Below are 23,731 nucleotides of genomic sequence, written 5' to 3'. Positions count from 1 at the left end.
GCCGCCACACCACCCCTGCCCCCCGAGCTACTGGGCGCCCCCGCGCCCTCAGACCCCCCGGGCTACTGGGCGCTCCCCCGCCCCTTCAGGTGCCTCTCCGCGAACTCCAGTTCCAACCGCACCTGCTTGATGCGCTCGTCCACCACCAGCGACCCGTGCCCCGCGTCGTACCGGTACACCTCGTGCACCGCTCCCCTCGCCTCCAGGCGCTTGACGTAGTTCTCGATCTGGCGGATGGGACAGCGGGGGTCGTTGACGCCGGCCGAGATGTAGACCGGGGCCTTGACCTGGTCGACGTAGGTGAGGGGGGACGACGCCTCGAAGCGGTCGGGGACCTCCTCGGGGGTGCCGCCGAGGAGGGTGCGGTCCATCGCCTTCAGCGCTTCCATCTCGTCGTGGTACGCCGTGACGTAGTCGGCGACGGGCACCGCCGCGATGCCCAGGGTCCACGCGTCGGGCTGGACGCCGAGCCCGAGAAGGGTGAGGTAGCCGCCCCAGGAACCGCCCGTGAGGACGAGGCGGTCGGGGTCGGCGAGGCCGGAGGTGACGGCCCACTCGCGGACCGCGGCGATGTCCTCCAGTTCGATGAGTCCCACCCGGTGCTTCAGGGCGTCCGTCCAGGCACGGCCGTACCCCGTCGAGCCGCGGTAGTTGACCCGGACCACCGCGTACCCGTGGTCGACCCAGGCCGCCGGGCCCGCCGCGAAGGAGTCGCTGTCGTGCCAGGTCGGGCCGCCGTGGATGTCGAAGACCGTGGGGAGCGGACCGGTGGAGCCCGCGGGCTTCTGGACCAGGGCGTGGATGCGGCCGCCGGGGCCCTCCACCCACACGTCCTGCACCGGCACCGACCCGGGCGACTTCATGCCGGGCGGGTCGAGCACGACACCGCCCGTCGTGGAGCGCACCGCCGACGGTTCGGCGGAGGAGGACCACAGGTACTCCACGCTGCCGTCCGGCCGGGCCGTCGCACCGGACACCGTGCCGGGCGGGGTCGGGATCTCGGTCAGCGCGCGGCTCGCCAGGTCGTAGCGGAACAGCTCGCTGCGGGCCTCGAAGCTGTGCGCGATGAGCAGACCGGTGCCGTCCGGATACCACTCGGCGCTGACGTCACCGGGCAGCTCCAGCGCCAGGTCCGTCTCCTCGCCGGTGGCGACGTCCCAGACCAGGGGCTCCCAGCGGCCCCGGCGCTGGTGGCCGATGAGGAGGCGGGTGTCGCCGTCGACGGGGGCGAAGCCGAGGACCTCCAGGCCGAGCTCGCGGGTGCCGCCCTCGGTGTCGTCGAGGTCGGCGACCGGGGTGCCGTCGGAGCGCAGGACCCGCAGGGCCGAATGCATGGCGTCGCCGTGCTCGGTGTGCTCGACGGCGACGAGCGAGCCGTCGTGGGAGAGGTCGCCGACGCCGGCCGACTCGCGGTGGCGGTAGATCTCGACGGGCTCCTCGCCGGTGCGGACGAGGTGGATCGTCGTGCCGTCCTCGTCCGTCGAGCGGCCCACCACCGCCGTGCGGCCGTCGCGGCCGAGGGCGAGGCCCGCGGGGTAGGAGGCGTCCAGCCCCTCGGCGGCGAGTTCGTCCGCGCCGCCCGTGAAGGGCTGGCGGCGCCAGACGCCGAACTCGTCGCCGTCCTTGTCGTCGAACCACCAGATCCACGCGCCGTCCGGGGACAGCACGCCGTCCGTCGTGCCGTTCGGCCGGTCCGTCACCTGGCGCTGCTCGCCCGTCGACCGGTCCCAGGCGTACAGCTCGTACGTCCCCGTCGCGTTCGACACGAACAGGGCGCGATCGGGAGCGTCCTCCGCCCAGTCGGGCAGGGACACCCGAGGCGCCCGAAAGCGCTTCTCCCAGTCCGGCATCTGCTCCTGCTGTCCCGCCTGTACCACGTGCTCCCGCTGGTCCCGCTGGTGCCGCGCGTCGGACTCGTTGCTCTCAGTCATGGCCCCATAGTGCCTGCCCTGACCGACATCGCGCTGGCGAGGTCCCCAGCCTGTGGACAACCTCCACCGGTCCCCCTTCCCGACAGGGCCGGGAGGGGCTGAAAGCGCGTACCGGACGGTGGCCCACCCCGCCGGGCGGGCCCACCCCGCGGGCCGGGCTCGTGCGGCCGCCCCGTACCGTATGGGTGTGTACCGGTTTCTGCTGACGCCCCGATGGTGGGGGATCAACGTCTTCGTACTGTTGTCCATCCCCTTCTGCATTTTCATGGGGTCCTGGCAGCTCGGCCGGTTCGAGGACCGTGTGCAGGACCACCGCACCGCGACCGAGCAGGTCTCCTCGGCCCGCGACGAGGCGCCCCGGCCGCTGGCCGAGCTCCTGCCGGTGACCAAGGCCACGTCCGGCAAGCAGGTCACCGCGACCGGCCGCTACGGCAAGCAGCTGCTGGTGCCCGGCCGGGAGCTCGACGACAAGCAGGGCTTCTACGTCCTGACGCTGCTGCGCACCGACTCCGGCGAGGCGCTGCCGGTGGTGCGCGGCTGGCTGCCCGGCGCCGCCGACGCGGGCAAGGCGCCCGCCCCGCCCACCGGTGAGGTCACCGTCACCGGTGCGCTCCAGGCCTCGGAGAGCCCGGGCTCCAACGGGGTCAGCGCGCAGGGCGGCCTGCCGTCCGGGCAGACCTCCGCGATCAGCGCGGCGTCACTGATCAACCTGGTGCCGTACGACGTGTACGACGCGTGGGTCACACTCGCCAAGGGCGACTCGGGCATGAAGGCCGTGCCCGCGAGCGCCCCGCCGGACACGGGGCTGGACCTGAAGGCGTTCCAGAACCTCGGTTACACCGCCGAGTGGTTCGCCTTCGTCGGCTTCGTGATCTTCATGTGGTTCCGGCTGCTGCGCCGCGAGGTGGAGTTCGCCCGGGACGCGGAGCTGGGTCTGGTCCCGGAGGAGGAGCAGGAGCGGGCACCGGCCGTGTGACCACGCCCCCGTCTCCAGGATCGTTCTCCACCGTGCTCCACGGGCGTTCTCTACGAGCCCGCCAGCACACCCGTCCAGTACACGGTGCCCGCGCACGCGTTGGACACGGTGACCGAGGCCGCGCCCGAGCCGGTCGCCGGCGTGTACGTCACCGCCACGCTCCCGTCGACCGTGCCGTCCTCCCTGGCCAGCTGGGGCGCCGCGCCCGTCTCGCCGCCCGTGGTGGTGGTGCCGCCCGTGTCCCCGGTGTCCGTCGACGGCGTGGGGTCGGGGCTGGGGTCGGGGCCGCCGACGCTGCCGCCGGGCGGGGGGCAGGTCTCCGTGGGCACCCAGGCGAACTTCACGTCGTAGGCGGCGCCCGGCTGGAGCACCAGCTCGGCCGCCTCCAGGGACGGGTCGGGCAGGCCGGCCGCCGCGTCCCCGGCCGTGTGCCGGGCCGAGCCGACCTTGCCGGGGTCGGCCGCGCCCTGCGGCAGCGCGCTCACCGAACCGGGGCCGGTGACCGTGCAGCTCGCCGCGGAGACGTTGGTGACGCGGAAGGAGCCGTAGACCGCGCCGGTGGAGTCGGGGGCGGCGCTGCTGCCCGCGGCGGGGCCGAGCTGTGCCGCGGTGCACGCCGCGATGCCGGCGGCCGTGGTGGCGGACGGGCCGGCCCCCTGGGACGCGCCGGTGGAGGCGCCGCCGGTGGCCTTGCCCTTGCCCTTTTCCTTCTTGTCGTCCTTCTTCTTGCCCTCGGGCTTGCCGGCGGTGCCGCCCGAGGTGCTCTCACCGCCGTCCGGGCCCTTGCCCTCGCTCGCGCCGCCCTGGGTGGCCGAGGCGTGGCCGGCGACGGAGGGGTTGGCGTCGGAGCCGGTGGAGTTGGAGACGTGCACCAGGGCGGGGACGGCGGTGCCGATGAACAGCGCGGCGGCCGCCATCCCGACGACGGCCTGCCGCTTGCGGGCCCGCCGCTGCGGCACCGCCTTGCGCAGGTAGTCGAGGGTGCCGTCGCGCGGCTCCACGTCCTGTACCGCCTGCTGCAGCATGGTGCGCAGGTCCAGCTCGTCCGAGTCGGGCCGCTCCGGACCCTGGTCGTCGGGGCCGTGGTTCACAGTTCCGTTCCCAGCGTGCGATTGCTTCGGATCTTGCCTGTGCCGCCTCGTCGGCGCGTTCGGCTCGACGGGCTCCTGCCCGTCAGGTCCGTCCCGGCGCTCGCCGCCCCCGCCGCTCATGCCGACGCCTCCATGGCCAGCCGGAGCGCCGCGATGCCGCGCGAGCCGTACGCCTTGACCGAGCCCAGCGATATGCCGAGCGCCTCGGCGACCTGCGCCTCGGTCATGTCCGCGAAGTAGCGCAGCACCAGCACCTCGCGCTGGCGGCGCTGCAGGCCCTTCATCGCCTTGATGAGGGAGTCGCGCTCCAGCTGGTCGTAGGCGCCTTCCTCGGCACTCGCCATGTCGGGCATGGGCTTCGACAGCAGCTTCAGGCCGAGGATGCGGCGGCGCAGCGCCGACCGCGAGAGGTTGACGACCGTCTGACGCAGGTACGCCAGGGTCTTCTCGGGGTCGCGGACCCGCTTGCGGGCCGAGTGGACACGGATGAACGCTTCCTGGACGACGTCCTCGCAGGAGGCGGTGTCGTCGAGGAGGAGGGCGGCGAGACCCAGCAGCGAGCGGTAGTGCGCCCGGTAGGTCTCGGTGAGGTGGTCGACGGTCGTACCGGCCGCGACACCGTCCTCGGCGCCGTCGCGCTGGTTCGGGATGCGGGCCGGCCGCGCTGCGGGCACGGGCGCGATCACCGGCATGCCACCGGGCGTACCGGGCATGCGGGGTCGTAGAGCCGCCGGGCGGGGCGGCCGTAGGGCCGTTCCGCGGGCCGCAGTGAAGTCGAGTACCTCTGCCACGCTTGTTGGACACGCCTAAGCCCGTCAGGGTTGTACGTGCCGGGCGTCACTTTCACGCCGACCGTCGCCGTCGACGGTCTACCCGCGTCAGGCAGCACAACCGATGGTGCGTCAAATGCCCTCATGCGTCCCGCTCTTCCCCTATGTCCAGATGTGAACGGACGTCCCCACGCCCGGTTCCAGGCGTCCCCACGCCTGATGAAGCGCTCCCACGGCCGAAGGGCGACCGCAAAGACGCTCCCCGCCCTCCGCACGGTTGCGGAGGGCGGGGAGATAAATCCTCTGATGCCGAAGCGCCCCGGACAAGTGGTCCGGACCATCGATCAGCTCACATGTCGTACACAGATCCTACAAACCGCCTATGACAAGGACAGCTCGGCCGCCACCACCTCGGCGATCTGCGCGGTGTTGAGGGCGGAGCCCTTGCGCAGGTTGTCCCCGCACACGAAGAGCTCGAGGGCCGTGGGATCGTCCAGCGCACGCCGCACCCGTCCGACCCAGGTCGGGTCGGTGCCGACCACGTCGGCGGGGGTCGGGAACTCCCCGGCGGCGGGGTTGTCGAAGAGGACGACGCCGGGTGCCGTGGCGAGGATCTCGCGGGCCTTGGCGACGGTGACCTCGCCCTCGAAACGGGCGTGCACGGTCACCGAGTGCGTGGTGATCACCGGCACCCGGACACAGGTGACGGCCACGGGCAGGCCGGGCAGCCCGAGGATCTTGCGGGCCTCGTCGCGGACCTTCAGTTCCTCCGACGACCAGCCGTCCTCGCAGGCCGTACCCGTCCACGGCACGACGTTCAGCGCGACGGGCTCCGGGAACGGCCCGGTGCTGTCGCCCACGGCCCGCCGCACGTCACCGGGGTTGGTCCCCAGCTCCGTGCCGGCCACCAGGGACAGCTGCCGGCGCAGCGTGTCCACGCCCGCGCGGCCGGCGCCGCTGACCGCCTGGTAGGAGGAGACGACCAGCTCCCGCAGCCCGTACTCGGCATGCAGGGCGCCCAGGGCGACGATCATGGAGAGCGTCGTGCAGCTCGGGTTGGCGATGATCCCGCGCGGGCGCATCCGCACGGCGTGCGGGTTGACCTCGGGCACGACGAGCGGCACGTCCGGGTCCATCCGGAACGTGCCGGAGTTGTCGACCACCACCGCGCCCTTGGCGGCGGCCAGGGGCGCCCACCGCTCGGCGATCTCGTCGGGGACGTCGAACATGGCGACGTCGACCCCGTCGAAGGCCTCCTCGGTGAGGGCCACGACCTCGGTCTCCTCGCCGCGCACGGTCAGCTTGCGGCCGGCCGAGCGCGGGGAGGCGATCAGCCGGATCTCACCCCAGACGTCCGCCCGCTGGGACAGGATCCGGAGCATGACCGTGCCGACGGCTCCGGTCGCCCCCACCACGGCAAGCGTCGGACGCCCGGACCGTCCGGTCCGGGCGTCCTGTCGGAGGTCGGCCATCAGCGGCCGGTGCCTCCGTAGACGACGGCCTCGTCGCTGTCGGAGTCGAGACCGAACGCGGAGTGCACCGCGCGCACGGCCTCGGGCACGTCGTCGGCGCGCGTGACGACCGAGATACGGATCTCGGAGGTCGAGATCAGCTCGATGTTCACGCCCGCGTCGGACAGAGCGGTGAAGAAGTCGGCGGTCACGCCCGGGTTGGTCTTCATGCCCGCGCCGACCAGGGAGATCTTGCCGATCTGGTCGTCGTAGCGCAGGGAGTCGAAGCCGATGCCGGGCTTGTTCTTCTCCAGCGCGTCGATGGCCTTGCGGCCCTCGGTCTTCGGGAGCGTGAAGGAGATGTCCGTCAGCCCCGTGGAGGCGGCGGACACGTTCTGCACGACCATGTCGATGTTGATCTCGGCGTCGGCGATCGTGCGGAAGATCGAGGCCGCCTCGCCCGGCTTGTCCGGCACACCGACGACCGTGACCTTGGCCTCGGAGGTGTCGTGCGCGACACCGGAGATGAGAGCCTGCTCCACCTGCTTTTCCCCTTGCGCTTGCGTCTTTCGAACGATCGGCTCGCTGCTGACCCAGGTGCCCTGGAGTCCGCTGAAGCTGGACCGGACGTGGATCGGGATGTTGTACCGGCGGGCGTACTCCACACAGCGGTGGAGCAGCACCTTCGACCCGGACGCCGCCAGTTCGAGCATGTCCTCGAAGGAGATCCAGTCGATCTTCCGGGCCTTCGTCACCACACGCGGGTCGGCGGTGAACACGCCGTCGACGTCGGTGTAGATCTCGCAGACGTCGGCGTCGAGGGCGGCGGCCAGCGCCACCGCGGTGGTGTCGGAGCCGCCGCGGCCGAGGGTGGTGATGTCCTTGGTGTCCTGGCTGACGCCCTGGAAACCGGCGACGATCGCGATGTTGCCCTCGTCCACCGAGGTCTTGATCCGGCCCGGCGTGACGTCGATGATCCGGGCCTTGTTGTGGACCGAGTCGGTGATGACACCTGCCTGGCTGCCGGTGAACGACTGGGCCTCGTGGCCCAGCTTTTTGATCGCCATGGCCAGCAATGCCATGGAGATCCGCTCTCCGGCGGTCAGCAGCATGTCGAGCTCGCGCCCGGCAGGCATCGGGGAAACCTGCTCGGCGAGATCGATCAGCTCGTCCGTCGTGTCGCCCATCGCGGAAACCACGGCAACCACCTGGTTGCCGTTCTGCTTCGCTTCCACGATCCGCTTGGCGACGCGCTTGATGCCTTCGGCATCGGCTACGGAGGAGCCTCCGTACTTCTGCACGACAAGGCCCACGTGCGCTCCTCGCTCAATCCGTATCTATCCGCTCATACGCCTTCGTACCGCGGTCGGCTCAGTCTAGCGAGCGTCCGAAAACCCCCACCGCGATATCGCATGGTGAGACTTCCGGGCCACCCGCCCAGAGCTGCTCATGCCCATCTGAGCACAGGCCACGCGAGAAAGTGCCCGGCGTCACAATCGCACACGGCCCCCCTCGGTGGCTCAACTTTCAAGCACTAGGGTGCGGCTGTGCGCGTACTCCTGGTGGAAGACGATGAACCGGTCGCCGAGTCCCTCAGGCGCGGCCTCACGCGCTACGGCTTCGAGGTCGAGTGGGTGGACACGGGCCGGGCGGCGCTGGACCACGCGGGCCCCTACGACGTCGTCCTGCTGGACCTCGGCCTGCCCGACACCGACGGCCTCGACGTCTGCAAGGCGCTGCGCGGCCGCGGCGACGTCCCGATCATCGTGATCAGCGCCCGCAGCGACGAGACGGACCGCGTGGTGGGCCTGGAGATCGGCGCGGACGACTACGTCTCCAAGCCGTTCGGCGTCCGCGAGGTCATCGCCCGCATCCGCGCGGTCCTGCGCCGCGCACAGCCCCGCACCGCCGCCGGGGCGCCCGGGAGCGGCCCCGACCGCTACGGCACCCGACTGACCGTCGACCGCAAGGCGGCCCGGGTGCGCCTCGACGGCGAGGAGGTGGCTCTCGCGCCCAAGGAGTACGACCTGCTGGCGTTCCTCACCGAGGAGCCCGGGGCGCTGATGTCGCGCGAGCAGATCATGGAGGCGGTCTGGGACGCGAACTGGTTCGGGCCGACGAAGACGCTGGACGTGCACGTGGCGGCGCTGCGGCGCAAGCTCGCGGGCGCGGTCACCATCGACGCGGTGCGCGGGGTCGGCTTCCGGCTGGAGATCGTCGAGGGCAGCGGCGGCGACGCGTCGTGATCCGCCAGCTCGTCCGCAGTTACGTCCTGCTCGTCGCGGTGGCCATCGCGCTGTTCACCGTGCCGGTGGCCTTCACGCTCACGGACCAGCTGCGGGACGACACCAGGGCGTCCGTCCTGCGCGAGGCCGACGCCATGGCCCTCTTGCTGGGCAACGGCCGCCCCGCCTCCTGCCAGGCACTGGAGGAGATGGCCAAGGCCTACAAGGACGAGATCCAGGCCACCGCCACCGCCGCCTGCGCGGCCGACCTGCCCCGGCCGGCGGTGGACGCCGCGCTGACCAGGGCACTGCGCGGCGGCGGGGCCACGGTCGACTGGGGCTCCGACTTCATCTGGGGGGACCACCTCGTCGTCACGGTCCCCGCGCACCAGCGGGCCACCGCCGGCGACCACGACAAGGGCCCGGTCGTCGGCGCCGTCCGCATCAGGTTCTCGACCGGTGAGATGACCGACCGCCTCTGGCAGATCTGGGGCTTCCGGGCGGTCCTCGCCGTGCTCGTCCTCGGGGTGGCCGCCCTGCTCGGCGTCGGGGTGGCCCGCCGCCTGACCCGTCCGCTGCGCCAGCTCAACGACATGGCCAGCAAGTTCAGCGACGGCGACCTGACCGCCCGCTCCCCCGTGACGGGGCCGCCGGAGACACAGACGCTGGCCCGCACCCTCAACCAGGGCGCGGAACGTCTGGACACACTGATCGCGGCCCAGCGCATCTTCGTCGCGGACGCCTCCCACCAGCTGCGCACCCCTCTCACGGCCCTGCGGCTGTCCTTGGACAACATCGCGGACGGCGTGGACGACGAGTTCGTGCGCGAGGACGTGGAGCAGGCGACGGCGGAGGTGGTGCGCATGAGCCGCCTGGTCAACGACCTGCTGGTGCTGGCCCGGGCCGAGGCCAAGGTGACGGCGGCGGAGCCGCTCCCGCTGATGGACATCGTGCGGGAGCGGCTCGCCGTGTGGAGGCCGGCCGCCGACGAGCGCGGGGTCACCATCGCGCTCAGGGGGAGTACCGACGGCCGGCCGTCGGTGCTGTCCAGCCCCGGTCATCTGGACCAGATGCTGGACAACGTGCTCTCCAACGCCCTGGAGGTGTCACCCGACGGCGGGACGATCACCGTGCGGGTGGACCCCCGGGGCGATGTGGTGGGGGTGTCGGTCCTGGACGACGGGCCCGGCATGTCCGACGCCGAGAAGTCCCGCGCCTTCGACCGTTTCTGGCGCGGCCAGGGTCTGACGGGGAAAACCGGTTCCGGTCTCGGTCTCGCGGTCGTCAGGCAGTTGGCGACGGACGACGGCGGCACCGTGACCCTGGAGGACGCGCCGGGGGGCGGCCTGTGCGTGACGATCACCCTCAGGACGTCCCACCGCGGCACCGGCTGAACCGGCCGAAGCCGCTGAGCCCGAATCCCGGGACGCGGGAAACCGTGCGCGCTACGGTCGGGACCATGGAGATCATGGAGATATTGCGCTACGTGGCGTTCAGTACGGATCCCAAGGGCGGCAACCCCGCGGGGGTGGTGCTCGACGCCACCGGAGCGGACGACGCGGCGATGCTGGCGGCGGCCGCCGAAGTCGGTTACTCGGAGACGGCGTTCGTGACGGAGTCCGGCGACGGCTCCCTGGACGTGCGGTACTTCAGCCCGCTCGCCGAGGTCTCCTTCTGCGGCCACGCGACGATCGCCACGGCCGTCGCCCACGCCGAACGGCACGGCACCGGGCGCCTGCTGCTGCACACGCAGGCGGGCCCGGTCACCGTCACCACGGACCGGGCGGCGGACGGCACCCTCGTGGCGACCCTGGTGAGCGTCGCCCCGCGTACGGTACCGCTCGAGGAGGCCGACCTCGCCGAACTGCTGGCGATCCTGGGCTGGTCCGCCGAGGACCTGGACCCGGCGCTGCCGCCCCGGGTGGCCTTCGCCGGGGCCTGGCACCCGGTCATCGCCGCCGCGAGCCGGGAGCGGCTGGCCGATCTGGACTACGACATGGCACGCCTCGGCCCGCTCATGGCCCGCAGGGACTGGACCACGGTCGACCTGGTCTGGCGCGAGTCCCCCACCGTCTTCCACGCCCGCAACCCGTTCCCGCCCGGCGGCGTGGTCGAGGACCCGGCGACGGGGGCGGCGGCGGCCGCGCTCGGCGGCTACCTGCGCGAGCTCGGACTCACCTCCCCTCCCAGCACCCTGACGATCCATCAGGGCGTGGACATGGGACGCGCGAGCACGATCACGGTGACGGTACCGGCGGAGCCGGAGTCGGGCATCGGCGTGACGGGCGCGGCCGTGCGGCTCTGATCGGCTCCTGCCGCCGGTGGTGCGTTCGGGCCAGGCGCGGCTGGAGTTTCGCGACCGAGGCTGTCCCGAACGCTCCGATCCTCGCGGCTACTTGGCCTGGCGGATGCCCAAGGGGTGGGCGATCTCCTCCGCCATGACCCGGCCCGCTTCGAACTCGAGCGTGTCGTCGCCCATGCCCTGGTCCGTGTCCAGGCCGTCGAGTTCGGCCAGGGGCTGGTTGAGGCGGACGTGGGCGAGGACCGACTGCAGGGCCCGGAGGGTCGCCGAGGCGGTGGAGCCCCAGTTGGAGAAGTAGGAGAACTGCCACCACCACAGGGCCTCCGTGGTGCGGCCCGCCCGGTAGTGGGACATGCCGTGGCGGAGGTCGGTGATGACGTCCGCCAGGTCGTCGGAGATACGGGCCGGGACCGGGGCCTTGCGGGGCTCGTAGGGGTCGAAGACCTCCGAGTAGACGTCGATCGGGTCGAGGAGGCGGACCAGGTTCTCGCGGAGCCCGTCCACGTCCGGCTCGGGACCCGAGTCGGGCTCGTAACGCTCGTCCGGCACGATGTCCTCGTGCGCGCCGAGCCGGCCGCCCGCCAGGAGGAGTTGGGAGACCTCCAGTAGGAGGAAGGGCACCGCCGATTCCGGCTCGTCGCCCTTCGCGACCTCCGTGACGGCGACCAGGAAACTCTCGATCTGGTCCGCGATCTGGACCGCGAAGTCGTCCGGGTTCTGGTCGGTCGCGTGCAGCGTGGCGTCAGACATCTAGGAGTCGTCTCCCCTCGAAGGCGCGTCCGAGGGTGACCTCGTCCGCGTATTCCAGGTCCCCACCCACCGGGAGGCCGCTGGCCAGGCGGGTGACCTTCAGGCCCATGGGCTTGATCATGCGGGCGAGGTACGTCGCCGTCGCCTCGCCCTCCAGGTTCGGGTCCGTGGCGAGGATCAGCTCCGTGACCGTGCCGTCGGCCAGGCGGGCCAGGAGTTCCCTGATCCGCAGGTCGTCGGGCCCCACCCCGTCGATCGGGCTGATCGCGCCGCCCAGTACGTGGTACCGGCCCCGGAACTCACGCGTGCGCTCGATCGCCACGACGTCCTTCGGCTCCTCCACGACGCAGATGACCGCGGGGTCGCGCCGGGTGTCGCGGCAGATGTTGCACAGCTCCTCCTGCGCGACGTTGCCGCACGTCGCGCAGAAGCGGACCTTCGCCTTGACCTCCATGAGGGCCTGGGCGAGCCGCCGTACGTCCGTCGGTTCCGCCTGGAGGATGTGGAAGGCGATCCGCTGGGCGCTCTTCGGACCGACGCCGGGCAGCCGCCCCAGCTCGTCGATCAGGTCCTGGACCACGCCTTCGTACAACGGACTGCCCTTCCTGGGTCCTCGAGGTCGGTACGCACCGTCCCGTACGTACCGTAGTTGTCAGCCGCCCGTCCGAGGAAGGCGGTACGCGTCTCAGAACGGCAGTCCGGGGATGCCGCCGCCGCCCAGCCCCTGCGCGAGGGGGCCCAGCTTCTGCTGCTGGAGTGCCTGCGCGTTCTCGTTGGCCGCCTGGACGGCCGCCACGACCAGATCGGCGAGGGTCTCGGTGTCCTCGGGGTCCACCGCCTTCGGGTCGATCTTCAGGGCACGCAGTTCACCGGCGCCGGTGACGGTCGCGGTCACGAGGCCACCGCCCGCCTTCCCGTCGACCTCCGTCTGCGCCAGTTCCTCCTGCGCCTGAGCCAGGTCCTGTTGCATCTTCTGGGCCTGCTGGAGCAGCTGCTGCATGTTGGGCTGGCCACCACCGGGGATCACGATCAGCTCCTTGCTCGGTACGGGTTTTCCCGTTCGGCACGAGCCTACGTGGTCAGGGCAGCCGTCGCCCCAGCACTCTTTCGAGTGAGTTCCGGTCGCGCCCGATAACCGATCAAGGAATACTTCCGGGCGGAAAAGCGGCGAAAGCTACATCTTCGCCACCGGCTCGGGGGTAGGAAGGGTCCGGCGCGTCAGGAGGCAGGCGTTCCGTGTCGTGTGGGTCAGGAGCGACACGTGCGTCTTGTGCGTCATGTGTGTCGTTTGTCACGCAGCGTGGTCAGTAGGGAGGGCCGGTGGGTCAGCCGGAGATGCAGCCCGAGGGGCCGCCGCAGGACGGACGGGGCGAGGGGGCGGCCAGGCTGCGGCCGGGCGATCTGACCGGGCGGGCCTTTCCGCTCGGGGACTGGGGCGAGCCGGCGGCACGGCTGGACGAGCTGTACCGCTGGGTGGAGCTCGGGGCGCTCCGGACGGCGGCCTGGTACCTCGAGGACCGGGTGTGGAAGCGGCGGGGTGCGCGGGTGCTGCGCGGCGGGGCGGCGGCCGGAGCGGTGATCGGGGTCGCACTGCCCCTGCTGGACCTGACCGGCGCCGCGGGCGGCATCGCGCCCTGGGGGTGTCTGGCGCTGCTGCTGGGGGTGGCGTGCGTCGCCGTCGACCGGTACTTCGGGGTCACATCGGGGTGGATGCGGGACATGGCCACCGCGCAGGCCGTGCAGCGGCGGTTGCAGGCGCTCCAGTTCGACTGGGCGGCGGAGAGTGTGCGGGAGGTCCTGGGCCCGACCGAGGGGACGGCCGGTGAGGCGGCCGAGCGGTGCCTCGGGGTACTGCGGAGGTTCTCCGAGGATCTGAGCGAGCTGGTGCGGGGCGAGACGGCGGAGTGGGCCGGGGAGTTCCGGAGCGGGGCCGCGCCGGTGGGGACGCAGGCGGTGGTGTTCTCCGGGGGTGGGCGCGGGGCCGAGGCGGGGGGCGTGAACGGGCGGTTCTCCGTGCCGCCCGGGAGCGCGAGGCCCAACATGCCCCGGCAGCGGCCGCCGGAGCCGCGGTGACGTAGAGGTGGTCGGCGGCGGCCGCGGAGCCGCGGGTGACGTAGAGGTACCCGGCAGCGCGCCGCCTGAGCCGTAGTGACCGCGAGGTGCCCGGCAGCGCCCGCCTGAGCCGCGGTGACCGCGAGGTGCCCGGCGGTGTCCGGCGGCTGCGTGACCGGGACAACTACTCCCCGCTTCTCCCCGCTTCTCCCCGCTTCCCCCGCTTCTCCCCGCTTCCCCCGCTTCTCCCCGCTTCCCCCGCTTCTCCCCGCTTCCCCCGGAGTCGGTCACTGCTTCGTGTACGTCAGCTTCTCCCCGCTGCTGGTGTTCACGCGCTGGAGCGTGCCGTTCGGCAGCAGGGTGACCTCGGTGGCCGCGCCCGGGGTGCAGGCGGTGCGGGGTTGTCCGACGGTCACGGTGGACGGGCCGATCCTCAGCGGGCCGTCGCCGTCGGGGGCGTCGGTCAGTTCGCCCTCGAAGACGCAGTGGTAGGTGCCGCCCCCGTTCGTGGGGCCGTCCGCCACGAGGGACAGGACCGTGTCACCGGGCTCGCCCTGCTGAATGGTCAGGCTGCGGGTGTGCTGCCCGTCGGAGTTGTCGATGGTCGTGGTCCAGGTGCCCAGGTAGCCGGTCGGGATCGTGCCGTCCGCCGGGGAGGCCGAGTCGCCCGGCTGCGACGGCACCGACGGACCGGCCGCCTGGGGCGCGCTCGTGCCCGGCGAGGGGGTGGGGTCGTCGGCCTTGTCTCCGGCGCCGCCCTGCATCAGCGCGTACACCGATCCGCCCGCGGCCAGCGCGACGACCAGGGCGATGACGACGAGCAGCGCGGTGGACCGGCCGTCTCGCCGCTGCGGCTCCTGCGGCGGGCCGTACGGCGGGGTCGTGCCGTACGGGGGCGGGCCGTAGGGCGGGGTGGAGCCGAGACCGCCGTAGGCCGGGTGGTACGCCGGGGCGACGCCAGGGGTGCCGGGCAGGGGGTGCTGTTGCGGGTGTTGCTGGGGGTGTTGCTGGGGATAGCCGTACGCCGGGTGCGGGTGTGGGGGCGTCCGTGGATGGGGCGGAGCGCCCGGGGCGGGGGGCGGTGCCGGCGCCGGGGTGGGGGTTCCCTGGCCCACGACCATGGTGGGCAGATGGTTCAGCGACGGGCCCTCCCCCGGCCGGCCGGGCGGAGGCGGTTCCGGGGGCGCGGGGTGCGGTGCCGACTCGTCGGCGGCGGGGGCGTGTTCGGGTGTCGCGTCGGGGCCGGGCTGCTCGTCGGGGCCCGGCCGCCGCTGCTTCGCACCGTCGCTCCCCGGCTGTGGGCCGTCGGGGGCCGGTCGCGCGGTTCCCCGCGCCCCTGCCACGGCGGGCCCGGCCTCGCCCTCCGGATCCTCCGCGTCCAGCAACCGCACCGCGTGCCGTCCGAGTTGGGCGACCAGGGCGCCCGGGAGCCAAGGGTCGAGGGCGCGGCCGTCGGAGACGGTGTCGTCCGCGCCCGTGCGTTCCAGGACGCGGTCGAGGGAGGGACGGGCGGCGGGGTCCTTGCGCAGGCAGTCGCGCACCAGGTCGGCGATGCCCTCGGGGACGCCCTCCAGGTCCGGTTCCTCCTGGGCGATGCGGAACATCAGGGCGTGCACACCGCTGTTGGCTGTGCCGAAGGGCAGGGCGCCGGTGGCGGCGTAGGCGAGGACCGAGCCGAGGCAGAAGACGTCGCACGCCGGTGTGATGCGGTCGCCCCGCACCTGCTCGGGCGCCATGAAACCGGGCGACCCGACGAGCGCCCCGGTGCGGGTGAGCCCGCCGTCCGTCACGGTCTCCAGGGCGCGGGCGATGCCGAAGTCGATGACGCGCGGGCCGTCGATGGTGACGAGCACATTGGACGGCTTGAGGTCGCGGTGGACGATGCCGGCGGCGTGGATGTCCTTGAGGGCGTGCGCAAGCCCGGCCGCGAGGATGCGCACCGTACGTTCCGGCAGTGCGCCGTGGTCGTGCCCGACGACCTGCTGGAGGCTCGGCCCGGCGACGTACCCGGTGGCGACCCACGGCACGGCCGCCTCGGTGTCCGCGTCCAGCACCGGCGCCGTCCAGTGCCCGCCGACCCGCCGCGCGGCCCGCACCTCCTGCCGGAACCGCTCCCGGAACTCCTCCTGCGCGGCCAGTTCCTCGCGGACGAGTTTCACGGCGACCGTGCGGCCCCGCTCGGAACGGGCCAGATAGACGTGCCCCATGCCCCCCGCACCGAGCCGCGCCAGCAGCCGGTACGCACCGATGTGCTGCGGATCCCCGGGCCCCAGCTTCTCCATCGCTCAGCCGCCTTCCCCCACACGTGAGCAACAGATCGAGAATAGTGCGGGGCCGGGGCGCGGTGACCTGGGCGAGCTCTACGGTTCCGTAACAGGCGGACGTTCGCGTTCGGGCAGTCCCACCTGGTCGAGCACCGCCGACAGACGCTCCAGCAGACGCACCGCGTCCGCCAGCTCCGCCTCCCCGAGCGCCTCCGCCAGCCGGTCGGCGAAGGCCGCGTGCCCGGGGCCGATACGGGCGATCGCCGCACGGCCCTCCTCGGTCGGCGCGAGAAGCTTGGCGCGGCGGTGCGCGGGGTTGGGCCGGTACTCGGCGAGCCCGCGTTCCACCAGCAGGTCCGCGATGCGCTGCACGCTCTGCCGTGTGATGCCCATCGCGCGGGCGATGCCGGAGACGGGCAGCGGTTCACCGAGGACCGCGCCGAGCACCTGCCACCAGGCGGCGGTGAGCCCGGCGGGCCGGGCGAGTTCCTCCGCCACGGCGAGGAACTGGCCGTTCAGCCGGAACACCCCGAGGGCGCCGCGGCTGAACAGGTCCTGACGTTCCCGGCTCACAGCGCCCCGGCCTTCTCCAGCACCGGGTACGCCGTCGGGTCGGAGTCGTGGAACAGCCGGTACCAGGCGTCGAGGACGTCCTCCTCGTACAGCCCGAGCAGCCGGAAGACCTCCCGGGCGAAGGCGACGGGTTCGGTCGGGCCGGCCGTGACCAGGCCGCCGTCGGTGACGGCGTCGGCCTCGACGTACCGCTCGCCGCCCGCGTAGCCGGTCGCGGCCAGGTAGAAGGAGACGGCGCTGGTGTGGTCGCGGTCGTCGAGCAGGCCCTCGCGGGCCAGTCCGGCGGTGGCTCCGCAGATCGCGGCGACCGGCACGCCCGCGTCGAGGAACTCCCGGGCCTTGCGGGCGAAGGGGGCCAGGTCCTCGCCGGTGTCCCAGAGGTCGGCGCCCGGGAGGATCAGCAGCGCGCTGTCGCCGGGCCGGACGTCGTCCAGGGCGAGGTCGGGCTGGATGCGCAGCCCGCCGATGCTGGTGACCGGGTCCGTGGACGGGCCGGCGGTCCGGACCGGGTGACCGGCGCGGGCGAGCTGGGCCGTGGCGTGGCCGGTCTCCCAGTCGGCGAGCGTGTCGTAGACGGCGAGATGGACGGGCTTGCCGCTCATGGCTCCTCCTGGCGATTCCGAGTATGACAACATGCTGTCCATTGGACAGCATGTTGTCAACAGTCCTCGAGGTGTCCGCCTCCCCGTCGACAACCTGTCGCGGAAACCCCCAGACCTCACACACGACGCCGATTTCACGCCGGTGCCCCGCATGCCTACGCTCGCCCGCATGACCCCTCAGCCGAACCCCGAAGCCGGTGCCGCCGTCAAGGCCGCCGACCGTGACCACGTGTTCCACTCCTGGTCCGCTCAGGAGCTCATCGACCCGCTCGCCGTCGCCGGGGCGGAGGGGTCGCACTTCTGGGACTTCGACGGCCGCCGCTACCTCGACTTCTCCAGCGGTCTCGTCTACACGAACATCGGCTACCAGCACCCGAAGGTCGTCGCCGCGATCCAGGAGCAGGCGGCGAAGATGACGACCTTCGCCCCTGCCTTCGCGATCGAGGCGCGCTCGGAGGCGGCCCGGCTGATCGCCGAGCGCACCCCGGGCGACCTGGACAAGATCTTCTTCACCAACGGCGGCGCCGACGCCGTAGAGCACGCCATCCGCATGGCGCGCCTGCACACCGGCCGCCCGAAGGTGCTCTCGGCGTACCGCTCGTACCACGGCGGTACGCAGCAGGCCGTGAACATCACCGGCGACCCGCGCCGCTGGGCCTCCGACAGTGGCACGGCCGGGGTCGTGCACTTCTGGGCGCCGTACCTCTACCGCACCCGCTTCTACGCGGAGACCGAGGAGCAGGAGTGCGCGCGGGCGCTGGAGCACCTGGAGACGACGATTCGCTTCGAGGGGCCCTCGACCGTCGCCGCGATCATCCTGGAGACCATTCCGGGAACGGCCGGGATCATGGTCCCGCCGCCCGGCTACCTCGCGGGCGTGCGCGAGCTGTGCGACAAGCACGGGATCGTCTTCGTCCTGGACGAGGTCATGGCCGGTTTCGGCCGGACCGGTGAGTGGTTCGCGGCGGACCTGTTCGACGTCACGCCCGACCTGCTGACCTTCGCCAAGGGCGTGAACAGCGGATACGTGCCGCTCGGCGGTGTCGCGATCTCCGGCGCCATAGCGGAGACGTTCGGGAAGCGGCCGTACCCCGGCGGTCTGACGTACTCCGGGCACCCGCTGGCCTGTGCGGCCGCGGTGGCGACGATCAACGTCATGGCGGAGGAGGGCATCGTCGAGAACGCGGCCCGGCTGGGCGCGTCCGTCGTCGGGCCGGAGCTGCGGGCGCTCGCCGAGCGGCACCCCAGCGTCGGCGAGGTACGCGGCACCGGCATGTTCTGGGCGCTGGAGCTGGTCCGCGACCGGGAGACCCGGGAGCCGCTGGTGCCGTACAACGCGGCCGGGGAGGCGAACGCGCCGATGGCCGCCTTCGCCGCCGCCGCGAAGGACGGCGGGCTGTGGCCGTTCGTGAACATGAACCGGACGCATGTCGTGCCGCCGTGCAACATCGGCGAGGCCGAGCTCAAGGAGGGGCTCGCGGTGCTCGACGCGGCGCTCTCCGTGGCGGACGAATACACGCAGTAAACATCTGTAAACCCGTCAGTAACGGACAACCTCACGGCGTGTTCGAACGCGTATGGTGGCGTGCTCGTAGACATATACGTGCACGCCACCCGAACGCGACGAGGGAGACGCCCTGACCATGCCCGCCAGCACCGGCAACGGCTCCGTGACGCGCAGCACCCTGCGGCAGCAGATCGCCGACGCCCTTCGGGACGAGGTGCTGGCCGGGCGGCTCCAGCCCGGGCAGGAGTTCACGGTCAAGGAGATCGCCGAGCAGTACGGCGTCTCCGCCACGCCGGTGCGGGAGGCGCTGGTCGACCTCTCCGCGCAGGGACTCCTCGACGCCGACCAGCACCGCGGCTTCCGGGTCCACGAGTACTCGGTCGAGGACTTCCGCGGCATGATCGAGGCCCGCGACCTGGTCATCGAGGGGATGTTCCACGCCCTCACCTCCGGTCAGCGCACCGCTCTGCGACCTGACGACCCCCGGGTCGCCGCCACCCTCACCGGGGTCCGGCGGCGCGGCGAGGAGTCGCAGCGGGCGGCCGCGGCCGGTGACCTCACCGTGCTCATCGGCTACGACCTGCGCTACTGGCGCGAGCTCACCGCCCTGTTCGGCAACGCCTATCTGGGCGACTTCCTGCACCGGCTGCGCGTCCAGACCTGGGTGTGCGCGGTGCAGCACCTGCGGCGGCTCAGCGACCTGCGCGGCGAGCTGTGGGCCGGCCACACCGCGCTGGTCGACGCCCTGGGGGCCCGCGACACCGCCACCGCCCGGTCGATCATCTCCGGCTACAACGCCCACTCGATCGCCCTGATCGAGCGTCTTGCCTCCGGATGACCCGCGTCGCTTCCGTTCGTCTGGGTATGGGACATGCACGACAGAAGCCACTGCCGTGCAGCACCGATACCCTTTCTGCTCACCGTGCCACCCGACCACCGAGCTGAGCGAGGAGCCTTCTTTGGCCTGTGACCTGTGGCTGGTACCGCTCGTGGACGTGTTGTGCCACACGCCGGACAACCCGTTCGCCGAGGAACTCGCGCAATACAACAAGGTGCTCGCCGAGGCCGGGCTGCCCCCGGTGCCGGTGTACCAGTACATGCCGGGCCTGTCGGGCGACGTGGCCCCGGTCGCCGGTTTCGACTACGACGCGCTGCACTTCCTGCGCCGCTCCTACCTGCTCCAGGTGTGCGGTCTGCCGGTGACGCCGGTGGACGAACTCGGTGGTGACTACGAGCAGTTGCTGGAGATGTTCGAGTCGACGGCCCAGCAGTCGCACCTCGTCTGGCACTACGACCACGCGGGCGCGTACGTCCCCGTCGACTTCCCCACCCCGCTCGCCGACGACGACCTGCTCGCGGGCGGCGGCCCCCTGGGCTCCTCGCACGCCCTGCTCCGGGAGCTGGAGGTGGTGGCCCCCGCCCTCGGCATCGACCCGGCCAACCCCCCGGCGGCCCCCCAGCCGCCACTGGCCCCCACGGAACTGGAAGAACCCGCCGTCCCCGCCCCGTACGACCCCAGCCCCTTCGCCCGCGAACGACACGTGTGGCTGGGGCTGCACGCGGCGGTGACGCGGAGTCTGGCGCAGGGGTCGATGATCGTGTTCAGCTGACCGGGCTCCGACCCGGGGCAGCAGAACGCCCCGGTGACCACGAGGGGCACCGGGGCGCAGCGGCGGCCTACAGGAACGAGTTGATCTCGATCGTCTCGTCCCGGCCCGGGCCCACGCCGATCGCGGAGATCGGGGCGCCGGACATCTCCTCCAGCGCCTTCACGTACGCCTGGGCGTTCTTCGGCAGGTCGGTGAAGGACTTGGCCTTGCTGATGTCCTCGCTCCAGCCCGGCAGCATCTCGTAGACCGGCTTGGCGTGGTGGAAGTCGGTCTGGGAGTACGGGAGCTCCTCGACGCGCTTGCCGTCGATCTCGTAGGCGACGCAGACGGGGATCTGCTCCCAGCCGGTCAGGACGTCCAGCTTGGTGAGGAAGAAGTCCGTCAGGCCGTTCACGCGGGTCGCGTAGCGGGCGATGACCGCGTCGAACCAGCCGCAGCGGCGGTCACGGCCGGTGGTGACACCGCGCTCCCCGCCGATGCGGCGCAGCGCCTCACCGTCGTCGTCGAACAGCTCGGTCGGGAACGGACCGGCGCCGACCCGGGTCGTGTACGCCTTGAGGATGCCGATGACCCGGCTGATCTTCGTCGGGCCCACGCCGGCGCCGGTGCAGGCGCCGCCCGCGGTCGGGTTCGAGGAGGTGACGAAGGGATACGTGCCGTGGTCGATGTCGAGGAGCGTGCCCTGGCCGCCCTCGAACAGGACGACCTTGTCCTCCTCCAGCGCCTGGTTGAGCACCAGGACGGTGTCGGCGACGTACGGCGCGAGCTTGTCGGCGTAGCCCAGCAGCTCCTCGACCACCTGGTCCACGGCGATGGCGCGCCGGTTGTAGAGCTTGGTGAGGACCTGGTTCTTGACGTCGAGGGCCGCCTCGACCTTCTGCGTGAGGATCGACTCGTCGTACAGGTCCTGCACGCGGATGCCGACCCGGTTGATCTTGTCGGCGTAGGTCGGGCCGATGCCGCGCCCGGTGGTGCCGATCTTGCGCTTGCCGAGGAAGCGCTCGGTCACCTTGTCCACCGTGACGTTGTACGGCGTGATGATGTGCGCGTTTCCGCTGAGGAGGAGCTTGGACGTGTCGACGCCACGCTCGTTCAGACCGCTCAGCTCGGAGAGCAGGACCGACGGGTCGACGACGACGCCGTTACCGATGACCGGCGTGCAGCCGGGGGACAGGATTCCGGAAGGGAGGAGGTGCAGTGCGTACTTCTGGTCACCCACGACCACCGTGTGGCCGGCGTTGTTGCCGCCCTGGTAGCGCACCACATAGTCCACGGAGCCACCGAGAAGGTCGGTGGCCTTTCCCTTGCCTTCGTCACCCCACTGAGCACCGAGCAGCACAAGTGCGGGCACGCGCGTACACCCCTTCCGGGCGGGGCATGTCCATGGTCGAGGGCGAACGCGGAGATCTCCGCCGCGTGCACCGCGACCGCCGTTGGCCGCCAACCGTCGGACCGGATGCCCCGGAATAGACGAAGCCCCTGGCGCAATAGCGCAAGGGGCTCTTGCACAAAGATGCTACCCGAGGAAGCGAGGCATGGCCGAGGTGGCGACTTCCACGACGTCCGAGCAGCTGCTGGTGGTGGTCGACCCGGTCGCCCGTCGGTCGGACGGCGAGTCCGTTCGGATAGCGAAAGACGTGCTCGGAGCGGGTGCGGCCGTGAAGCTGTGCCTTCCGGAAGGGCCGGAGGAGTTCGCCCGGGCGCTGGCCCGGCGGGGCTCGCGGCGCCCGGTGGTGGTGGGTGACGACCGGGCCCTGATCCGCGCGGTGGCGCTGCTGCACCGGCATCGGGAGCTGGCCGGATGCGCACTGTCGGTGGTGCCGGTCGGGGGCGCGCGGTCCCTCGCCCGCTCGCTGGGGGTGCCGCCGGGGACGGTGGCGGCGGCGCGGGCGGTGCTCGACGGGGTCGAGCGGCGGATGGACCTGATGGTCGACGACAGCGGCGGGGTGGTGCTCGGCGCGCTGCGCATACCGCCGGTGACCGCCGCGCCGGACACCCTGGACGGCGAGGACGCCGAGGAGGCCGAGGAGGCCGTGGCGACCCGGCCCTGGCTACGGACCTGCCAGTACCTGGTGCGCACCCTGGTCCCGGCCGGCCGCCCGTCCCGGCTCGCCTCCGCGCCCGAGCCGGGCCCCTCCCGGCTGCGGGTCGAGGTCGACGGCGAGACCCTCGTCGACCTGCACCAGCCGGTGGAGGCGGTGTCGGTGTCGCCCTCGGCCTCCGGGGTGGCCGCGGTGGAGGTCCGTCCGGTGTCGGTGGGCGCCGAGGCGTCTCCGCTGCTCGCGGAGGGCCGGACGGTGACGGTGTCGGGGGCGCACTTCCGGTACCGGGCGGACACCGTGGTGTCGGGGCCGGTGCGGACCCGGACGTGGGAGGTGCGGGAGGGTGCGTGGGGGCTGACGGTGCCGGCGGTGCCGTGAGTCAGCCCTCGGCCTCGTCCTCCACGGGGGCCTGGAAACCGGTGGTGTCGAGGGTGCAGCCGAACGGGTCCGGGATGTCGAGCTTCTCACCGAAGGGCTTGGAGAGCCGGAGCTCGTACCCCTTCGCCGACGGGGACCCGTAGACGATGGCCTGCTGCTTCCGCATGTCGAGGATCAGGTAGACGGGGACACCCGCCTTGCCGTAGACCTCGGCCTTGTCGGTGAGGTCGTCGGTCCGGGTGGAGGGGGAGGTCAGCTCGGCGACGAAGGACAGGCTCTCGCCGTCCAACTGGTTGCTCTCCGTCTCGAAGACGCGCTCATGGGCCGCATGGATGTCCGGGCCGAAGGCCCGCTCGTGCCCTGGAAAGACGTACAGGAACGGCGAACGCTCGATCACGTGCCGCTCGGGCAGATGCGGCTCCAGTTGGCTGCACACCAGACGCATGACGCGCCAGTAGTACCCCTTCGACCACGGCGACACGACGATGCTCCCCCTGACGATCTCGGCCTTGAAGCCGTCGGGCACGTTCAGCTCGTCGAGGAGGTCGAGGAGTTCCTCGAAGTCGCTGCGGGGCCTGGTGCCGCTCATCACCGGTCGCTCTGCCATGAGTGTCATGATGCGCCCTCCCCTTCGACACGGACCAGGCGCCACTCAATGTAGTCGAGTGGTCACTCCGGCCCGAACGTCTTCTCCCGGTGCACGCGCCAGCGCTCCATCATCGACGCGACCTCTCCCTGGAGGAACTCGAAGAACGCGAGGGTCTCGGAGAGGCGGCGGCCGGCCGGGGTATCCGGGCCGAGGCTCGTGACGCCCTCGCGAAGGGCACCCTCCCAGCGCTTCAGCACCGCGTCGCGGTTGGTCAGGGCCTCGTACCACTGGTCGCCGCGCACCCGGTAGCGCTCGCGGCGCGAGCCCGGCTCCCGTTCGCGCGAGACCATGTGCGTCTGCGCCAGGTAGCGCACCGCCCCGGACACCGCGGCGGGGCTGATGCGCAACTGCTCCCCCAGGTCGGCGGAGGTCATCGAACCCTCGTCGGAGGACAGGAGCGCCACGAACACCCGGGCGGGCATCCGTGGCATCCCGGCCTCGACGAGCTGCGCGGCGAAGGACTCGACGAACCTCGACACGGCCTCCGTGTCCCGCGCGCTCCTGGCTGATTCCGTCATACGGTTCATCCTATCCGGGATTCATACGCTTCCTTAACTT

At 72.0% G+C, this 23,731-nt stretch carries 23 protein-coding genes; 9 read left to right on the top strand and 14 right to left on the bottom strand.

Annotated features, from left to right (window positions below):
* Positions 1 to 62: 62 nt before the first annotated feature.
* A complete protein-coding gene (locus tag ABZ016_RS10860; RefSeq protein WP_356916222.1) occupies positions 63 to 1,931 on the bottom strand; it encodes a prolyl oligopeptidase family serine peptidase in 1,869 nt (622 codons plus the stop codon).
* A 187-nt stretch (positions 1,932 to 2,118) separates the two neighbouring features.
* Here ABZ016_RS10860 and ABZ016_RS10855 point away from each other — a divergent pair, with 187 nt between their 5' ends.
* Positions 2,119 to 2,907, top strand: coding sequence for an SURF1 family protein (locus tag ABZ016_RS10855; protein ID WP_356916221.1), 789 nt, complete (start codon positions 2,119 to 2,121; stop codon positions 2,905 to 2,907).
* Between the two features lie 50 nt (positions 2,908 to 2,957).
* Here ABZ016_RS10855 and ABZ016_RS10850 read toward each other — a convergent pair whose 3' ends face one another.
* The 4 genes from ABZ016_RS10850 to ABZ016_RS10835 all read right to left on the bottom strand — a co-directional run bounded on the left by ABZ016_RS10850 (position 2,958) and on the right by ABZ016_RS10835 (position 7,532).
* Complete coding sequence (locus ABZ016_RS10850) at positions 2,958 to 4,118, bottom strand: hypothetical protein (RefSeq protein ID WP_356916220.1); 1,161 nt, start codon at positions 4,116 to 4,118, stop codon at positions 2,958 to 2,960.
* Positions 4,115 to 4,690: a SigE family RNA polymerase sigma factor gene (locus ABZ016_RS10845; protein WP_352096195.1), complete on the bottom strand. Its 576-nt coding sequence runs from the start codon at positions 4,688 to 4,690 to the stop codon at positions 4,115 to 4,117. The genes ABZ016_RS10850 and ABZ016_RS10845 overlap by 4 nt, the downstream gene beginning before the upstream one ends.
* A 458-nt stretch (positions 4,691 to 5,148) precedes the next feature.
* Positions 5,149 to 6,240 (bottom strand): aspartate-semialdehyde dehydrogenase, encoded by a 1,092-nt coding sequence (locus tag ABZ016_RS10840; protein ID WP_356916219.1) that lies wholly within the window; start codon positions 6,238 to 6,240, stop codon positions 5,149 to 5,151.
* Positions 6,240 to 7,532, bottom strand: a complete 1,293-nt coding sequence (locus ABZ016_RS10835; RefSeq protein ID WP_356916218.1) for an aspartate kinase — start codon at positions 7,530 to 7,532, stop codon at positions 6,240 to 6,242. Before ABZ016_RS10835 ends, ABZ016_RS10840 begins: the two co-directional genes overlap by 1 nt.
* Before the next feature lie 234 nt (positions 7,533 to 7,766).
* Here ABZ016_RS10835 and ABZ016_RS10830 point away from each other — a divergent pair, with 234 nt between their 5' ends.
* The 3 genes from ABZ016_RS10830 (at position 7,767) to ABZ016_RS10820 (ending at position 10,749) form a co-directional block, all read left to right on the top strand.
* On the top strand, positions 7,767 to 8,465 hold the full coding sequence (locus tag ABZ016_RS10830) for a response regulator transcription factor (RefSeq protein ID WP_356916217.1): 699 nt from the start codon (positions 7,767 to 7,769) through the stop codon (positions 8,463 to 8,465).
* Positions 8,462 to 9,838 carry a HAMP domain-containing sensor histidine kinase gene (locus tag ABZ016_RS10825; RefSeq protein ID WP_356916216.1) on the top strand — a complete coding sequence of 459 codons (1,377 nt, stop codon included), beginning with the start codon at positions 8,462 to 8,464 and terminating at the stop codon, positions 9,836 to 9,838. Before ABZ016_RS10830 ends, ABZ016_RS10825 begins: the two co-directional genes overlap by 4 nt.
* A gap of 74 nt (positions 9,839 to 9,912) precedes the next feature.
* Complete coding sequence (locus ABZ016_RS10820) at positions 9,913 to 10,749, top strand: PhzF family phenazine biosynthesis isomerase (protein ID WP_356916337.1); 837 nt, start codon at positions 9,913 to 9,915, stop codon at positions 10,747 to 10,749.
* An 87-nt stretch (positions 10,750 to 10,836) separates the two neighbouring features.
* On the opposite strand, the gene ABZ016_RS10815 is transcribed toward ABZ016_RS10820, so the two are convergent.
* The 3 genes from ABZ016_RS10815 to ABZ016_RS10805 all read right to left on the bottom strand — a co-directional run bounded on the left by ABZ016_RS10815 (position 10,837) and on the right by ABZ016_RS10805 (position 12,523).
* A complete protein-coding gene (locus tag ABZ016_RS10815) occupies positions 10,837 to 11,496 on the bottom strand; it encodes a DUF5063 domain-containing protein (protein WP_356916215.1) in 660 nt (219 codons plus the stop codon).
* Complete coding sequence (gene recR / locus ABZ016_RS10810) at positions 11,489 to 12,088, bottom strand: recombination mediator RecR (RefSeq protein ID WP_003991835.1); 600 nt, start codon at positions 12,086 to 12,088, stop codon at positions 11,489 to 11,491. The genes ABZ016_RS10815 and recR overlap by 8 nt, the downstream gene beginning before the upstream one ends.
* A 93-nt stretch (positions 12,089 to 12,181) precedes the next feature.
* Positions 12,182 to 12,523 carry a YbaB/EbfC family nucleoid-associated protein gene (locus tag ABZ016_RS10805; RefSeq protein ID WP_003991834.1) on the bottom strand — a complete coding sequence of 114 codons (342 nt, stop codon included), beginning with the start codon at positions 12,521 to 12,523 and terminating at the stop codon, positions 12,182 to 12,184.
* A 293-nt stretch (positions 12,524 to 12,816) separates the two neighbouring features.
* Between ABZ016_RS10805 and ABZ016_RS10800 the strand changes: the two genes are divergently transcribed.
* The gene (locus ABZ016_RS10800; RefSeq protein WP_356916214.1) at positions 12,817 to 13,569 is read left to right on the top strand and encodes an SLATT domain-containing protein; all 753 of its coding nucleotides are present in this window, start codon (positions 12,817 to 12,819) and stop codon (positions 13,567 to 13,569) included.
* 266 nt (positions 13,570 to 13,835) lie between these two features.
* Here ABZ016_RS10800 and ABZ016_RS10795 read toward each other — a convergent pair whose 3' ends face one another.
* The 3 genes from ABZ016_RS10795 to ABZ016_RS10785 form a co-directional block, all read right to left on the bottom strand.
* Positions 13,836 to 15,830 carry a serine/threonine-protein kinase gene (locus ABZ016_RS10795; protein WP_356916213.1) on the bottom strand — a complete coding sequence of 665 codons (1,995 nt, stop codon included), beginning with the start codon at positions 15,828 to 15,830 and terminating at the stop codon, positions 13,836 to 13,838.
* Between the two features lie 78 nt (positions 15,831 to 15,908).
* Positions 15,909 to 16,385 carry a MarR family transcriptional regulator gene (locus ABZ016_RS10790; RefSeq protein ID WP_356916212.1) on the bottom strand — a complete coding sequence of 159 codons (477 nt, stop codon included), beginning with the start codon at positions 16,383 to 16,385 and terminating at the stop codon, positions 15,909 to 15,911.
* Positions 16,382 to 16,987: a type 1 glutamine amidotransferase family protein gene (locus ABZ016_RS10785; protein WP_356916211.1), complete on the bottom strand. Its 606-nt coding sequence runs from the start codon at positions 16,985 to 16,987 to the stop codon at positions 16,382 to 16,384. Before ABZ016_RS10785 ends, ABZ016_RS10790 begins: the two co-directional genes overlap by 4 nt.
* Before the next feature lie 169 nt (positions 16,988 to 17,156).
* Here ABZ016_RS10785 and ABZ016_RS10780 point away from each other — a divergent pair, with 169 nt between their 5' ends.
* The 3 genes from ABZ016_RS10780 (at position 17,157) to ABZ016_RS10770 (ending at position 20,104) form a co-directional block, all read left to right on the top strand.
* Complete coding sequence (locus ABZ016_RS10780; protein WP_356916210.1) at positions 17,157 to 18,512, top strand: aspartate aminotransferase family protein; 1,356 nt, start codon at positions 17,157 to 17,159, stop codon at positions 18,510 to 18,512.
* A gap of 118 nt (positions 18,513 to 18,630) precedes the next feature.
* Positions 18,631 to 19,332 carry a GntR family transcriptional regulator gene (locus tag ABZ016_RS10775; protein WP_356916209.1) on the top strand — a complete coding sequence of 234 codons (702 nt, stop codon included), beginning with the start codon at positions 18,631 to 18,633 and terminating at the stop codon, positions 19,330 to 19,332.
* Between the two features lie 121 nt (positions 19,333 to 19,453).
* Positions 19,454 to 20,104 (top strand): hypothetical protein, encoded by a 651-nt coding sequence (locus ABZ016_RS10770; RefSeq protein WP_356916208.1) that lies wholly within the window; start codon positions 19,454 to 19,456, stop codon positions 20,102 to 20,104.
* 67 nt (positions 20,105 to 20,171) lie between these two features.
* Here the strand turns inward: ABZ016_RS10770 and ABZ016_RS10765 are convergent, their stop codons facing one another.
* Positions 20,172 to 21,455 carry an adenylosuccinate synthase gene (locus ABZ016_RS10765; RefSeq protein ID WP_356916207.1) on the bottom strand — a complete coding sequence of 428 codons (1,284 nt, stop codon included), beginning with the start codon at positions 21,453 to 21,455 and terminating at the stop codon, positions 20,172 to 20,174.
* Between the two features lie 184 nt (positions 21,456 to 21,639).
* Here ABZ016_RS10765 and ABZ016_RS10760 point away from each other — a divergent pair, with 184 nt between their 5' ends.
* Entirely contained in the window at positions 21,640 to 22,524 is an 885-nt protein-coding gene (locus ABZ016_RS10760; protein ID WP_356916206.1) for a diacylglycerol kinase family protein, read from the top strand.
* A 1-nt stretch (position 22,525) separates the two neighbouring features.
* Here the strand turns inward: ABZ016_RS10760 and ABZ016_RS10755 are convergent, their stop codons facing one another.
* Both ABZ016_RS10755 and ABZ016_RS10750 read right to left on the bottom strand, forming a co-directional pair.
* On the bottom strand, positions 22,526 to 23,140 hold the full coding sequence (locus ABZ016_RS10755; protein ID WP_356916205.1) for a Uma2 family endonuclease: 615 nt from the start codon (positions 23,138 to 23,140) through the stop codon (positions 22,526 to 22,528).
* 53 nt (positions 23,141 to 23,193) lie between these two features.
* A complete protein-coding gene (locus tag ABZ016_RS10750; RefSeq protein WP_356916204.1) occupies positions 23,194 to 23,691 on the bottom strand; it encodes a MarR family transcriptional regulator in 498 nt (165 codons plus the stop codon).
* Between the last annotated feature and the right edge of the window lie 40 nt (positions 23,692 to 23,731).

Source organism: Streptomyces sp. NPDC006372, from assembly GCF_040612515.1.
Lineage (GTDB): Bacteria > Actinomycetota > Actinomycetes > Streptomycetales > Streptomycetaceae > Streptomyces.
This window is presented reverse-complemented; position numbering and strand designations above follow the sequence as displayed.